The 13,397-nt window shown below is 40.9% G+C and carries 17 protein-coding genes; 4 read left to right on the forward strand and 13 right to left on the reverse strand.

Going from position 1 to position 13,397, the window contains the following annotated elements:
• Nucleotides 1-2: 2 nt before the first annotated feature.
• The 3 genes from QWY22_RS18000 to QWY22_RS18010 all read right to left on the reverse strand — a co-directional run bounded on the left by QWY22_RS18000 (nt 3) and on the right by QWY22_RS18010 (nt 3,728).
• Nucleotides 3-3,152 carry a type 2 lanthipeptide synthetase LanM family protein gene (locus QWY22_RS18000; protein WP_300982174.1) on the reverse strand — a complete coding sequence of 1,050 codons (3,150 nt, stop codon included), beginning with the start codon at nt 3,150-3,152 and terminating at the stop codon, nt 3-5.
• 117 nt (nt 3,153-3,269) lie between these two features.
• Nucleotides 3,270-3,485, reverse strand: a complete 216-nt coding sequence (locus QWY22_RS18005) for a mersacidin family lantibiotic (protein ID WP_300982175.1) — start codon at nt 3,483-3,485, stop codon at nt 3,270-3,272.
• A gap of 33 nt (nt 3,486-3,518) precedes the next feature.
• Nucleotides 3,519-3,728, reverse strand: a complete 210-nt coding sequence (locus QWY22_RS18010; RefSeq protein ID WP_300982176.1) for a mersacidin family lantibiotic — start codon at nt 3,726-3,728, stop codon at nt 3,519-3,521.
• Between the two features lie 208 nt (nt 3,729-3,936).
• Here QWY22_RS18010 and QWY22_RS18015 point away from each other — a divergent pair, with 208 nt between their 5' ends.
• Nucleotides 3,937-5,193 carry a helix-turn-helix domain-containing protein gene (locus tag QWY22_RS18015; RefSeq protein WP_300982177.1) on the forward strand — a complete coding sequence of 419 codons (1,257 nt, stop codon included), beginning with the start codon at nt 3,937-3,939 and terminating at the stop codon, nt 5,191-5,193.
• A 110-nt stretch (nt 5,194-5,303) separates the two neighbouring features.
• Here QWY22_RS18015 and QWY22_RS18020 read toward each other — a convergent pair whose 3' ends face one another.
• Together QWY22_RS18020 and QWY22_RS18025 are read right to left on the reverse strand one after the other, a co-directional pair.
• Nucleotides 5,304-5,876 (reverse strand): MEDS domain-containing protein, encoded by a 573-nt coding sequence (locus QWY22_RS18020; RefSeq protein WP_300982178.1) that lies wholly within the window; start codon nt 5,874-5,876, stop codon nt 5,304-5,306.
• A gap of 281 nt (nt 5,877-6,157) precedes the next feature.
• Complete coding sequence (locus QWY22_RS18025) at nt 6,158-7,192, reverse strand: GNAT family N-acetyltransferase (RefSeq protein WP_300982179.1); 1,035 nt, start codon at nt 7,190-7,192, stop codon at nt 6,158-6,160.
• A 344-nt stretch (nt 7,193-7,536) separates the two neighbouring features.
• Here QWY22_RS18025 and QWY22_RS18030 point away from each other — a divergent pair, with 344 nt between their 5' ends.
• Nucleotides 7,537-7,788, forward strand: a complete 252-nt coding sequence (locus QWY22_RS18030) for a hypothetical protein (RefSeq protein ID WP_176294206.1) — start codon at nt 7,537-7,539, stop codon at nt 7,786-7,788.
• A gap of 44 nt (nt 7,789-7,832) precedes the next feature.
• Here QWY22_RS18030 and QWY22_RS18035 read toward each other — a convergent pair whose 3' ends face one another.
• Nucleotides 7,833-8,378 carry a dihydrofolate reductase family protein gene (locus QWY22_RS18035; protein WP_300982180.1) on the reverse strand — a complete coding sequence of 182 codons (546 nt, stop codon included), beginning with the start codon at nt 8,376-8,378 and terminating at the stop codon, nt 7,833-7,835.
• A gap of 221 nt (nt 8,379-8,599) precedes the next feature.
• On the opposite strand from QWY22_RS18035, the gene QWY22_RS18040 reads away from it, so the two are divergent.
• Nucleotides 8,600-8,815: a hypothetical protein gene (locus tag QWY22_RS18040; RefSeq protein WP_300982181.1), complete on the forward strand. Its 216-nt coding sequence runs from the start codon at nt 8,600-8,602 to the stop codon at nt 8,813-8,815.
• A 158-nt stretch (nt 8,816-8,973) separates the two neighbouring features.
• Entirely contained in the window at nt 8,974-9,330 is a 357-nt protein-coding gene (locus QWY22_RS18045) for a hypothetical protein (protein WP_300982182.1), read from the forward strand.
• Nucleotides 9,331-9,383: 53 nt separating this feature from the next.
• On the opposite strand, the gene QWY22_RS18050 is transcribed toward QWY22_RS18045, so the two are convergent.
• The 7 genes from QWY22_RS18050 to QWY22_RS18085 form a co-directional block, all read right to left on the reverse strand.
• On the reverse strand, nt 9,384-9,725 hold the full coding sequence (locus tag QWY22_RS18050; protein ID WP_300982183.1) for a hypothetical protein: 342 nt from the start codon (nt 9,723-9,725) through the stop codon (nt 9,384-9,386).
• Between the two features lie 267 nt (nt 9,726-9,992).
• Complete coding sequence (locus QWY22_RS18060) at nt 9,993-10,475, reverse strand: hypothetical protein (RefSeq protein ID WP_300982184.1); 483 nt, start codon at nt 10,473-10,475, stop codon at nt 9,993-9,995.
• A gap of 290 nt (nt 10,476-10,765) precedes the next feature.
• Nucleotides 10,766-11,011 carry a DUF1871 family protein gene (locus QWY22_RS18065; RefSeq protein WP_300982185.1) on the reverse strand — a complete coding sequence of 82 codons (246 nt, stop codon included), beginning with the start codon at nt 11,009-11,011 and terminating at the stop codon, nt 10,766-10,768.
• Between the two features lie 134 nt (nt 11,012-11,145).
• Nucleotides 11,146-11,538, reverse strand: coding sequence for a hypothetical protein (locus QWY22_RS18070; RefSeq protein WP_300982186.1), 393 nt, complete (start codon nt 11,536-11,538; stop codon nt 11,146-11,148).
• Nucleotides 11,539-11,746: 208 nt separating this feature from the next.
• A complete protein-coding gene (locus QWY22_RS18075; protein ID WP_300982187.1) occupies nt 11,747-12,202 on the reverse strand; it encodes a DUF7878 domain-containing protein in 456 nt (151 codons plus the stop codon).
• A 110-nt stretch (nt 12,203-12,312) separates the two neighbouring features.
• Complete coding sequence (locus tag QWY22_RS18080; RefSeq protein ID WP_300982188.1) at nt 12,313-12,618, reverse strand: hypothetical protein; 306 nt, start codon at nt 12,616-12,618, stop codon at nt 12,313-12,315.
• Between the two features lie 61 nt (nt 12,619-12,679).
• A complete protein-coding gene (locus tag QWY22_RS18085; RefSeq protein ID WP_300984429.1) occupies nt 12,680-13,183 on the reverse strand; it encodes a site-2 protease family protein in 504 nt (167 codons plus the stop codon).
• Nucleotides 13,184-13,397: the final 214 nt, after the last annotated feature.

Here is a 13,397-nt window from a genome sequence, read left to right on the forward strand (position 1 = left end):
ATTTAACCCAATAATAAGACTGGGGGTACCTCTTTCGGATTCGACAGCCTTAATAACTGCAGGCCGATTCCAGCCAGGCCGGTAAATAAGCTGGGCTGGATAAACCCGTGCGGACCATCTACTTGATAATAGCCGCGTGCTTCTTTTTGCAGCACGTGATTGTATCCTCTTCGTTTCGCTTCTTCTAAAAAACCGGATTCTCGGAAGTGGCTTGCTGCTTGCAAAAACAGCTCCGTATCTCCAAAGTTTCCATGGCATAAAGAGTCCGAACGCTTATAGCCGTGCTTCCGAAGATTTTGAATCGCTTGGTTTATCTCCCTCTTCGCTGATGGATCGGCTGTGTATTCAGACATCACAATCCTGCTCAACCCAATTCCCATAGAGCCATGGCACCACTGATGGACATACTGATCTTCAGTACTGCGGTTATCCTTCCACGCCCCTTTTCCAACATCAAAAAGCGATTGATCAAAACGCAGCGCTTTTTCGGCGGTTTCTTGGTACGGCTGTTTTCCGGTCAAGCGGGATAGCCTAAAGAGGCTTTGGGCTATTCCGCTTGTGCCGTGTGAAAAGCCGCCTAAATAATTGCCGGATTCCCCGGATGCCCAAGCTGCTTGATCAGGAGCTGGAGCATGGCGGTTTGCCAATAAATGATCTCCGTACAGTTCAGCTATTTCCAGATACTCACGGTCACTTGTCCATTCATAGGCATTCATTAACAAATGACAAATGCCTGCAGCTCCGCCAAGGAAATCAAAAGCTTCGTCCTTTTGGACGTTTTGCTTCAACTTTTGTTTAATTTCTTCGATTTTCCAATCGTATTCGTTGCTGCCGAAGTTTTTATGGAAATGCAATATTGGATATAGCAGAGAAGCGGATCCGGTGAACGAAGAAACCAATCCCTGGTTTTCCACCATTGGTGCTGCCGCTGACTTCAATGTGGCTTCAGCAGCCAGTTTATAACACTCTTCCCTTGTTTCTTTCCATAAGTATTGGAAAAAGAGTGACATACCGCCAAGGCCATCGTACAGGCCCTGCAAGGCAGGCGCTACGGACCAATTCCCTTCACCCGTTGGCGTCAGGCACAGGAGAGAAGCTTTGTCTTTTTTATTCGAATAGCGGAGCTTATTCAGAATTTCGTCTCCAATCGATTGGGCTTCCTTTACAAACAACCGATTTACGTCATTCGGAACAGGTTTGTCGTTCCACTGTTCTTCCTGTGGGCTCACCTCTTCTTTTTTTGAACCGACAAGCGAAGTTCGGATCCACCCCAGCTGGGTTTGAAGTTCATCCTGATCGTAACTTTGAATGCGATCAACCACTATTTCATAGCCGCTTTGGGTGAAGACATCGTCGATTTTTTCTCCGGTACTTGAATATAAATCTCTTGAATCCACTAGCGAGTTGAAAAAAGGAATGTCGCCCGCCATTAAATCCAAAATTTCATGATGAATGATGCGCTTGTCCTTATAAGGATAGAACCATAAGCGATCGTATAGATTTTCCAAATACAGCGCATCTCTCATATAATCGGGATGGCTGGATTCATTAAGAAAATTGAAGTACTGCTGAGTGGCTCTGGCTACAACACGGATTTTTTCATGCCGAAACGCTTCAATCGGCCCTTTGGCGCTTAGCAGTTCTTCTTTATGGTAAATGAAGAAATTAAAGATATTTTCAAACCCGGTTAAAATATCTTCTAAATAGTCCCCTGCATCGATTCCTTCTCCATTCAACGTAGGAAGATTATTGGCACCTCGGAACCGTTCAGACTGCATCGAAAATTTCATATCATCCGTCATGGAATTTTCAAGCTTTAGCACTTTAAAAGGCAATTCCTGCTCTTTCCCGTTAAGGGCACTCAGATCAATGCCTTTTCCTTCTGCATTCTTAAACATAGCAATAGGAAGCAAGCCGGTTCCCACTACAGAATCAGCTTGTTCATACTTCAAGTCAACTTCGACGGAATCCGGAAAATCCAGTTTCGGACTTTGGTGAAATAAAGTTTCATGGTCAATAATATATGGCGTGTCGCCGCCTGCTATAATATTTTCCAAGTGGAAGTCGGCGCCTTTGATCGAGTGCATCAGCCCCAAGAGAACACCGAACCGTTGGTAATAGTGCTTCACTTCTTGTTGCGTAAGGCAGCTGCTGTACAAGACGCATTCTTCCCATCCATGTGTTCCAAAATCCAGAATTTTATAAGGGGATAAGGTTGGGAATTCAACTCTTTCGGCAATCCAATTCAGCAAGTCGTGATATTTTAATGAGATTGACAGCCCTTTAGGTTTGTAGATGATTGTTTTTCCGTTTTCAAAAACAAATTTCCCCACCGTCTTGCCTTTCTGGTGGGTATCGCCTAGACCAAATTCAATGGAATCCAACACCAGGTTCTCTAGACCAAACGTATGGCTCAACGAGGCGAAATCATTCATATATCTTTCGAAAGTCAGCTTTACATTCTCAAGAAAAAACTCACTCCGCAAAATAAGGATTCTCGTCAGCACCGCATACTCTTCATAAAACTTGATCAATTCAGAGGAATTTAACGCCTTCTCTCTAATGAATGACTGGAATCGTTCTTCAGCTGTCGAACCATAAAGTTCATCTTTCAACTTGGAAATATGCATTTCCAATACAATGGACCTGGACGCCTGGGTGATCAACTGGCTGCCAATCGCAAACATCAGCGTTTCTTTAATCTTCGCGATATTCGCCTGTTGTTGGCCGGAAAGCTTGTTCAACATCACCTCGAGCCGATTGGAGATATACGATAAGAATGGATGAATAAATAAGCCTAAGTCGAGCTGTTCTTTCATTTTTTCTTTTCCTTCAGAAAGATTCAGTCCTTCTATCACAAGATCTAAATTCATCTCTGATTTCAGGAAAGCTGTTAGTTCTCGAATCTCTTTTTCATCTAAGTTTTTTTCGGTCAGGGGTGTAACCATTTCAGCAAATCGTTGTTCGGAAAGGCCCGAGACCGTTAATTTTGATTGGAAAATGTCATCAGAAGCCATTGAAAGGCGTTTTCTCCATTTGCTTACAACTGGAGCAGGATCAATTCCTTTTTCTTTTAAAAAGCGGCTTCTTTCGTAACTAAATAGGGCATGGATATATTCCTTATGATTTGTCTGGGTCAATACTTTCTCCATCTCTTCCACTCCTTTTCAATGATAAATTTGAGAATATATACGAATGATCATAGATATTATCAAATTCATTATTTCTAAAAATAATAGTGGAGGAATGTCCTCCACTATTAAAAGTAATCAGCAATATTTGATGGAGAAGAGCATGCCAGTCGCGAATGCAGCCACACAAGCTGGTGTCGTTTCAGGTGCTACATCTGACGCGCCTTGCACTTCTGCAAGCTCGTCCATAGTCAATTCGTTAAAAGCTTTTCCAGATGGATGAGGCGTCACTTTTTCAACACCATCACGAATTTCCGGGTTTTTCCACGCTTCGATAATTTGTTGTTTAGTCATTTTAATTCCTCCAATTTTTTAGTTTTAATTTGATTAGCAATTTCTCATTGAAAAGATAATAGTTGCGCCAATAGATGCGGCAATGCATAATGGCGTTGTTTCTGCGTTCACATCGGAAGCGCCTTGAATTCCGGCTAACTCTTCACTTGAAAGCTCACTCATTGTTTTGCCTACCGGATTTTCAATTTCTTGATTACGGATTTCAGGATTTTTCAATGCATTTATTTTTTCTTCTCTTGACATGGATGCCATCTCCTCTTTTTTTTATTGTTATGGTCTTGCTATACTCATATTATTACGTGCGGGAATTTTCTAACACTACGCAAAATTGCAAAATATTGTATAATACTTATAAATTGTATAAACTTGTAAATGAAATAACTTCCTAACCACATAACCGGCTGACTAGAAACAAACGGTGGAATTACATTGAAACGAAAAGGGTGAGGGAATGGAAATAGGAGAAAGAATACGTCAGGTCAGAATACATAAAGGGCTCACGCAAACAGAGTTAATTAAGGGGATTTGTTCTAATACATACATAAGCAAAATTGAGAGCGGCAAAGCAAAGCCCTCGTATTCGTTCATTATGAAAATTGCCAAAGTCATGGAAGTAGAACCTGAATTTTTGCTCAACATGGATATAAAAAACATTGAACCGGACATCTATAGGATTTATGAAACTTATATCCAGACGGGAAAAATCGATTCCCAGGACCTTGCCTTGTTAAAACTTCATGCAAGAGAAAGCCACTCAACTTCCACTTTAATCAAAATCTACTATGTTCTAATTTCGCATTACACCAAACACGATATGGAAGAAGCCCATCAATTAGTCGAACAGGCAAATAACATTATTTCATCTGCTTATACCACGGATGAAAACGAAATTTCTTATTACTTCCATTGTCTTTCTAAGTACTTCTATAACAATAAGAATTACCCCGAAGCCTTGCATTACTCAGGCCTTTATGTTGACTCCATACAACATGAAGAAACGTCAGTGCGGTTAGCAAGAGCTTATTTGAACTTGGGAATGGTCCGGGCTAAAATTGACGAAGACTTAGAGCTTGCAAGAACGTATACCAAAAAGTCTTTGCAAATCTTTGAAGATCAGGACTTTAAAGCAGGAATCGGAAATGCTTTAGCCCAATTAGCCATTCAGTACCATCAAAATGCCCAATACGATGAAGCATTGGAAACTCTGGATATGCTTTCGCGTTTCTCAGAAGACTTTAATAAAAGCTATTACGCGCCAATTTTGGCTTATAATTATGGACGAATTTATCAAAAGCAAAAAAAATTCGATCAGGCTATTGAATGTCTGCAAAATAGCGTGGAGTATGACATGAATGCAAATCAAGAAGAAGAAACGATTCATGCCATTAAAGTTCTAAGTGAAATAAGTATTGAAAGAAAGAACTGGGAAGAGGCCAGTGAGTATTTGAAGAAAGGTTTTCATTTAACTGCTTTGTATAAATTGCCTAATGCCCATATTCAACTACTGCACTTGAGGTCCCAAATCTATAAAGCGCGTTTTGATTTTCCTGCCTATGAAAAGGAACTTCAGCAAGCTGTCCAGTTGGCACAAGAAGGATATTACTCGCTGCTCGTCAAAGAAATCAGCATTGAACTGGCCGAACATTATTATGAAGCCCGCGCCTATAAGATGGCGGCCAAATATTATCAAATCGCTCTTCTTCGCTGAATTGCTTCTTGCACAAGGGCATTAAAAAGCCCCCTGAAAGTTAGGCTGAAACCTAATTTCCAGGGGGCTTTTCAGTGTTCTTTTGAACGGGCTCAAATTATGGCCGCTCGTTATTTCGCTGCATCTACCGGGCGGTACTGGTCGGACACGACAAAACCGTCTTCCATCAGCACATATGGATGGGTTTCCATCAAAATCGTTTGAAGGTGTTCCGGCATCTTGTTTTTTTCATAAGCACAGACTAACGGGAAAGCATGTTCATTGACCGCATCGTCCGCGATTTTTTCAAAATCTTCGATAATGTGAAGCGGTTCTTTTACACTTTCCCACTCGACGTGAGCCCAAGAGCGGAAAGGCTGTTCTTTTTCGAGATAAGGCTGGATGGTCTTCGTAAAGTAAGCCAGGATGGCAGGCGGATGGTAGCTGCCGCTCGACCAGTAGAACTGGAAGCTGTTGATAAAGTGCACCAGTTCCAGTTGGGCCGCTGAAAAGCGGGTAGCCAGTTCTTTTTGCAGCAGCCGTGTAACGCGTTCGTTTTCGACAAGGAGGACATGGTCTTTTGCTGCAACTCCATCCTCTATGTAATTCAAGATCTGATTTATGTAGTTATCCATTCCATCAAAAGCATATAGGACATGAACACTCCGTTCATCCTCAATCAACTGGTTCATTTTGCTTCTCATTCGCAGTTCCTTCTTTCCAACAAAGTTCGAAAACCAGTAAATCATCAATTCCAGGGACAGAAAAATTTTAAGAACCAATTTTTTCACCAAATATTCAGAAGAAAATCGGTGGGTTCTTACTATAACACATGGCGTTCTTATTTAATAATCATAAGTTTAGGACATTTTTCACAGAATTGCATGAATCCAAAAAGAGAAGCAGCTTGAAATCAAGCCCTCCTCTACTCATTCTCATAAATCCGGAAAATGCCTGGCCAAAACTTCACCGCAGCCCGTTTCCATTAAACCCGCTCGTATAAGTCCATCGACTTTGAGCGATAAGCCGGGAAAAATTCCGTTTCTTCGTGTAAGTCGAACACGGCACATAATTCTTGGTAAACGGCGCCGTTCCAGATTTTGCGTCCGGTATAGAATTTAAAGGCAGTTTGTCTGCCGAATTGCTTTTTGAAGACAAACAGATTGTCATCCGCGCTGTTCGTTCTTCCGCCGCCGCCGTGGATGACGTCGATGCCGTGTTCTTTCGCCCAAAGCGTCAAGGCATAGTTCAAAATCGAAGCCGGGGAGAAACAATTGAATTCCGCCAACGTTCCCGACAAATGGGTATGCGCCAGGTTTTTATAGACGAAGTTCAAGCCAGCGCCGATGACGCGCCCTTCGTACAGCACTTCAACCAGCAGAACATTTTCACCTAACAGGCGAATCAGTTGATCGAAATACTCATCTCCGAAAAAGTAATACGTATCGGCATGATTGCGCTCCATCGTCGCGTAATAGATGTTCTTGAATTCGCTTAAGTCGTCGGGATTTCGGGTCACGCGGTATTCCACGCCCGCTTTTAGGGCTTGGCGAATATTTTTTCGTGCGGATTTTGAAAACTCCACTTCCACCGGCTGGTCATGGTCCTTCAGGTTTGTGCCGACCGTATCGCGCACATGCGCCACATCGTAGCAGGCGAGAAAATCTTCTGCATTGTTCAGAACAGGATGGAACCGGATAAATTCACTGACGATCCGGCGCTCGGTGCAGTATTCCTGAAAAGCGGCTTCAAATGCCTCAACCAACTCCGCCTTCCGCCCTTCTTCACATTGCAGAATTTGAGGTCCGCCGTATCCGTAAGGCGTCACCAGGTCGTAGTAAGTTTCGCCACGAACCGGCAGCGGGATTTCACGCATGATAAACGAATGCTTTACGGTCCCGTACATATGTGGAAAGGTGAAAACTTGAAAAATCCCTTTTTCGATTTTTTCAAACAGCCGGCCGTAATTTTCCTCAAAATAGATATCCTGCATCCCGACGCACCCCTTTTCTCTGAACATGAACGGCCTCTTCTGCATCACGAGCTTAAGAGACTTGTTTATATTCCATATCGTACAAAAGTTAAGTGAAAATCAGGTGAAATTTGAGGGGTGCTTTAAAGTTTTTAAAAATAAGTTCGGTTTGCTCTATTAGTTTTTTCATCCTGGCTAATACAGAAAATCTTAAACTTGATAAAGGGATTACTGAGTTATAAAAGAAAGTCCGTCTTTCCGTTTGTGCAACTTGCCTTATTCCGAATCTTTATTAAAAATGATACGTATTAAAAGAGAAGAATAGACTTGAAAGCCTTACAGAGTTCAATGCAATAAAAATACATGCACGCTGACAATAAGGAGGCAGGCAAATGGAGCAAACGAAAAGGGGATTCTATCAAAAACTTAAAGTTTACTTGGCAACACCAATCATTTCAAAGAAAGTCGACCCGTTTATTGTTATTTTTTATTCTTTTTTAGGCGCATTCATAGGAATGGCTTTTCCTGAACAGACGCCTCTTTGGAAAGTGCTATTTACAGTGCTGCCGATTACCTTTATTTCCATTGCCCTGCTCAGCCTGCTTGGAGCCAGATGGCGAAAGAAGAACAGTGTAGAAGAGTAAAACAATAAAAAAGAAGCCCAGGTCTTGCAGCTTCTTCTCGTGCATTATTGTCGTAACACCTTGTACCAGATCTCCACTTGCTTGCCGGTCTCAATGGTTCGGATTTTTTCCAAATCGATTTCAAGCTCTTCCAGCTGTTCAAACAGACGGAGCCCTTTTCCGAGAATGATGGGCGCTATTGCCATTTGCAGCTCTTCCACCAATCCGGCTTTGAGCGCCTGCCGGAAAACATCCGCCCCGAGAATCAGCACATCTTTTTCCCCCGCCGCTTCCTTTGCTTGCCTGACTGCGCTTTCAACGCCGTCCGTGACAAAGGTGAACGTCAACTGGTCGTTTTCTTTGGGATGCTTTTCCGGCGGGTGGTGCGTCACCACAAAGATCGGCACCTGGAACTCGTAGTCCGCGGCGTAGGATTCCGCATCTCCCAAATCAAACGTGCGGCGCCCGAATATGACCGCTCCCGTCCTTGCCATCATGTCGTTGATCTCCTCGTTCGGCTCAAAACTAGCATACAGCTTGTTCATCCCCCCCTCACGGTCGTTCACAAATCCGTCGAGCGACATGACCATCCCAAAACAGACCTTTGCCATACCATTCCCTCCCTTTTCTTTGTTCATTTTGGAATACGCAATCTGCTAACAGCAGCGGCTTCGTTTCATTTCTTGCTAACTAGATTCCTTGCCGCAGCCGGTTTTTCCTGCTTTCAATAAAGCTATTAGCAATTAAGTTATTTCCAAAAAATGAAACCATTGCGGTTAAAAACGGTATATATAGTATCGGACCATTTAATTTATGTGAAAGGAATGAGGACATGTTTAAATCTAATGCCGCCAACCAGATTCTGCGTATCGCTGGATTATGGATTGTTTATTTTATCGTTTTCTTCACCAGTGATACCTTTTCCTATTCTCAAAACACAGGCTTTTTCATGTTCGCTACAGGATTCTATATTTTGATGACAGGGTTCTTGCTGTGGAGAATTAAATACCCAAGGAAAAACCCACGCTATCGTGAAAACGAAGGCTGAGGAGAATCTTAAGCCGAACTAATTAAAAACTACCGGTAGTCTAATAGCATCCGAGCCCATTAAACTACCGGTAGTCATTTGATTGTTGAAAGGCTCTTGCCGGCCATTTTATCATTCAGGATTAACGGAATGTTATCCGTATGCTTTAGAGGTGTTCTATGAAAAAAATAAACTTTTCCATTCTAATAAAATTTGCAGTTCTCGTATTTTTATTAGCCACTTTTTTTCTTCAATACGAATTCTTATTTGCCACTCGCATCGTTTCAGTTGTCTTTGTCCTGACAATTTTAACGGCCGAAATCAAAAAAGATTATTTTGCCGCACATAAAGTGGCGTTTATCTTATTAAACACAATCATTATGGCCGCATTGATTGGAAGTATTTTATTTGATAATAGTACAGCAAACACGCCAGCCAATAACCGCGACTTTTTAATTCCGGTCTTTGTTTATACTCTGATGGTTATTGAGTATAAAGATTTATATAACAAAACAAGTAATGAGAACCTATCGTAGATTGATTTAGTTTAGCTGCGGCATCCGTTCTTCGCCTTTACATCCTATGTATTCTATAGATTGATGAAAATCACAAACGACAGTAAAGCAATAACCAATATACTTTTCTTTTTGCTGTCTTTCCACTGATTAAATGTGTTAAATATGCCGCCAAGAACCAATAAACTTATCCCGCTTATTTTGATTATATCTATACCTAGCAATGATGCCACGTGCATTAAGAAAGTGCCGGCTGAGATAAAGCCGATGGTGGAGATGAACCGCCATGAACTGAAATCACTTCGCACATCTGCTTTATCCTCTGCACTCATTTTCCAGTATGCCCAACTCATCATGACGAGCGGTGTCCCCCACATAATGATGAATGTTACGAGCCTATCCGTATCTATATTCAATTACCGTCCCTCCCCTCCTGAAATATTCGAAATGCAAGTTTCACAAATGAATTTCCCTTCGTTTTTTAAGTAAGCTCTGATTTCAGTAAATCCTTTTCTTTTGGGATAGCGCATTTTAAGGAAGATGACTTAGCCCCCTTCAATTTCCTTACCACATGAAGAGCATCGGGGGTTTTCGGTGAACAAGATCATCACCTCCAGTTATTTTTAAATATAACTTATCAAAATGACCTTAGTCCGCGTGTTCATTTTCATGTAGTAAAAAAGCTACTCTACATTTAAAGGAAAAACGTAATGGCCAGTCCCACGTTCCCAAGTCGCCACCACTTCATAGACCGTCCTCCCGCTTTCCCCGTTAAGCTGCACCTCTTTGAAAGACCCTTTCAACTTATCCGCCGTGTCCCAAATGCTCACTTTGTAGGAAATCGGCTCTTTTTCAAAGTTGAGTTCAATGGAAGAATCCGAGTTTACTGCAGGGGCTTTTCGGCTGTCGGCTAATTCAGAAGGCGGCAGCGACTCTGCTTCTATAGCAGCCATGCCGCCGGCTTTCTGATCATAATAACTCCATTTATAAGCACCTAATGCAGTAAAGAACTCTTTTTCATTGATTGTTACTGTCAAAGACGGAGGCTTTTGCGAGATGGTACTTACATCTTCCCCGGAAGCATTTCTGGCGATTTCCTTTTCTTGCGAACAGCCGGATAAGATAAGAAAAATCAGTATAATTATGTATAGAAGTTTAAAATTCATTTTAAGTCCCCTTTATTTCTATTGGACACATTTGGGGATGAAAAGTTACAGAAGACTCTTATCGGTTTGATTTTTTGATTTTAAGGAGACATTAAAATGATCTTCACCATCAGGCATTGTTTATTACTATTTTTATAAGAGCCGGCTTTTGGTTCACTGATAAAGTTGAAATAAATCTGAGGAAGAAACGGAGCAGCAGTAAAAACAAATGATTTCCTGGTGTTTGCTGTTGCGAAAGGATATGAAAAAGAGCTTACCTTTAAAAAACTAAACAAACTTCTGAAATGTTTTTAACGGTGCTTCCATATTTCAATGGCTATGGAATAACAATCTTCATAGGCCAGATATTCTGCAAACCAATCTTTAAAAACTTGCCTGATTCCCCTTGCTAATTCATCGGCAGATTCTACAGACGGTAAAAGTTTTACAATGTCAAATATCTCAGGGGCATATTCGTCGTCCGGGCACCCTGTCTTTAATAAACCTATGGGATCCCACTCATCGATAATTTTTTTAACAGCTGCATACTCGTTCACCGTCTTCTCCTCCTTAAATTAATTCCCAATGTAACTTAGCTGTAAGTAGTTCAGATTGTTTTTCAGCTGCTGGATTATGTGTTCGTTTCATTTAGTGCAACATCAACTTAGCACTAAGTCCCTTTTTCACAAATCTATTTAATTTTTATTAATAGGTCATGTGATTCAGCATCAAAAATTTTATAGTCTATCCCATACAGATGATCTTTTGAAACAGTGACTTTACAGTAATATGGCACAGATTTACCGTAGGCATTGAGTTCCGGAATATCAGAAAAGGTAAATCGCTCTCCTATATCCACCATATTAAAAATTGCTTCGGTTCCACGTCCAAAGGGTGCTATTTCAACTCTGCATTCCCCTTGGAAGACATCATATTCTTTTAGCAGCATAGATTTCAGAATCGGAAGAGTCATCATTAAAAGAAGGGTTCCCGACAAGAAGATTCCAATTGCTTTCACTACATCGAATAGGACAAATTCTTTATTTATATATGTATATATGAAATATCCTGTCGCGCCGGTCACGAACAAGATTCCCAATACCAGTATGAAATAATACAAAATCTCCACTTCCTCTTTTAAACAGGTGTCGTTATATACGTTAAGCAATATGTAAAATTTCAATTCCTAGTTTGTTGCTTTACCTACCGGTAGTTGATCATTAATGAAGCCGAATAACCACAAAGGCCATGCATAGAAAAATTCCTTGTCTGTCCTTTTAAATATAATTTCTTTAGAATTTGCGAGTCCTAATGAAATCTGAGTACCGGATATTAAATCTTTTAATCAATAGTTTTTCCAGCTCTGTCAAATATTGATCCACTGCATTCAGCAAACCATCAGTAGGTATAAAATCCTCGGGTTTAAATTCCTGCCAAATCGAAAAGAGAATCCACTTGTCTTTACTTGTTTCGATAAAAGCCAAGATTGGCCCTTCTCTTTCATCATGTTCCATTGTGTAGTGATAAAAGTTGCTTGTTCCCTTTGGATCATTCATTCGCCATTCCTTTAAACTGACTCCCATTTCAAGCAGCGCAAGCGATGGTTCTCTGAAGAAGCAAGAATGATCAATTCTAATTTCCAACTCTCCTTCTACATCAATCAATAGTTTTCCACTTCTTTGGTGAAGTATTTTTTTCTCGAGTTTTAATGCTGGATCTAGTTTAAAATCAATAGTCAGATTCACCATGCAAGCACTCCTTTAAATGCCATTTTAAAAAGTATTCCACTTGCCAATCAGGTACTTTAAACCCTTTTTTCACCCCTTTACCCAAATATGAATTATTCAATTAAAGCGATTCAAACATTCTTCAATTGTCTTTCTAAGCACTCTCTTTTCACTTTTCCATGAACTTGATTATTAGCTGGATACACTTTAGTCGCAAAAACCGGTGCATCAAAACTTAGCCAAATATGTCGATAAATGTTGTGTGTATCTTTGATTGATAAAAAGTCTCCGTTTTCTAATTCCATATCGTCATCCACCCCAAATTGAAATCGGCAACAACTGCATATGTCGAATGAACCTTCTTTTAAATTGTCCAAATCACCATATGCAGGCTCGTCAAGCCCTTTATAACCACACACCGGACACATATACTTCATAATGCAATAAGCCTCCTTGTATCCATTAAATATTATCTTTTTTATGTAGCTTAACTGTACATTAGTTACTTTCAGGTCCTCGCTGTTGCCTATTCTCTTTTACCAGATTCAAAATCTGCAGCCCATCACTTGGCCCCCCGCCTAAAAAGGAAGGGTAGGTAAAGGGAATTAACGGACTTATGAATAGGAAGAAACTCGCGCCGGCAAGATTGATTAAGATATTGCCCGGTATACCAGAGAATAAATGAGAACTAACGTATAGAACGGCGAACCCTAACAATGAAGCGGTCGGTCCCCCTATCAGCATTGTCAGCCTTTGTTTATAGGTAGGAGGCGGCAGTTCTTCTGAATTTATAGGCTGGCAGAACGCGTAAAGCGCTATGGTTAAATAACAGGTGATTCTTCCAAGCTTCAGCTTCAGTTTTTTCTCTTTGCCCGGTGACCCCATATAAATCTCTGCCTTCGCTTTCTTGTTCCGCAAAATTGTTGCAACGGCATGGCCCATTTCGTGTATAAAGAGAGCCATTGAAATAATCAGTAAAACCATAGCCACTTCTAATAACATCCCCAAAAAGATCCCCCGTTTCTCTATTCGTAGCCTGCAGTTGCTGAACTTAGATTATCAAATTGATGAAGCCGATAAATATCCTTATATTTACTACGTTAGAAAAAATTAAAAGATTCATCTTTCTCGAAATCAAAATCCTCAAGGCGAATCCTTGCCTTGCAGCAAAAACGAAAAAGAGAAAAAGCAGTGCTTGATAGCTCTGCTTTTTCTC

This window comes from Planococcus liqunii, assembly GCF_030413595.1.
GTDB classification, from domain to species: Bacteria; Bacillota; Bacilli; order Bacillales_A; family Planococcaceae; genus Planococcus; species Planococcus liqunii.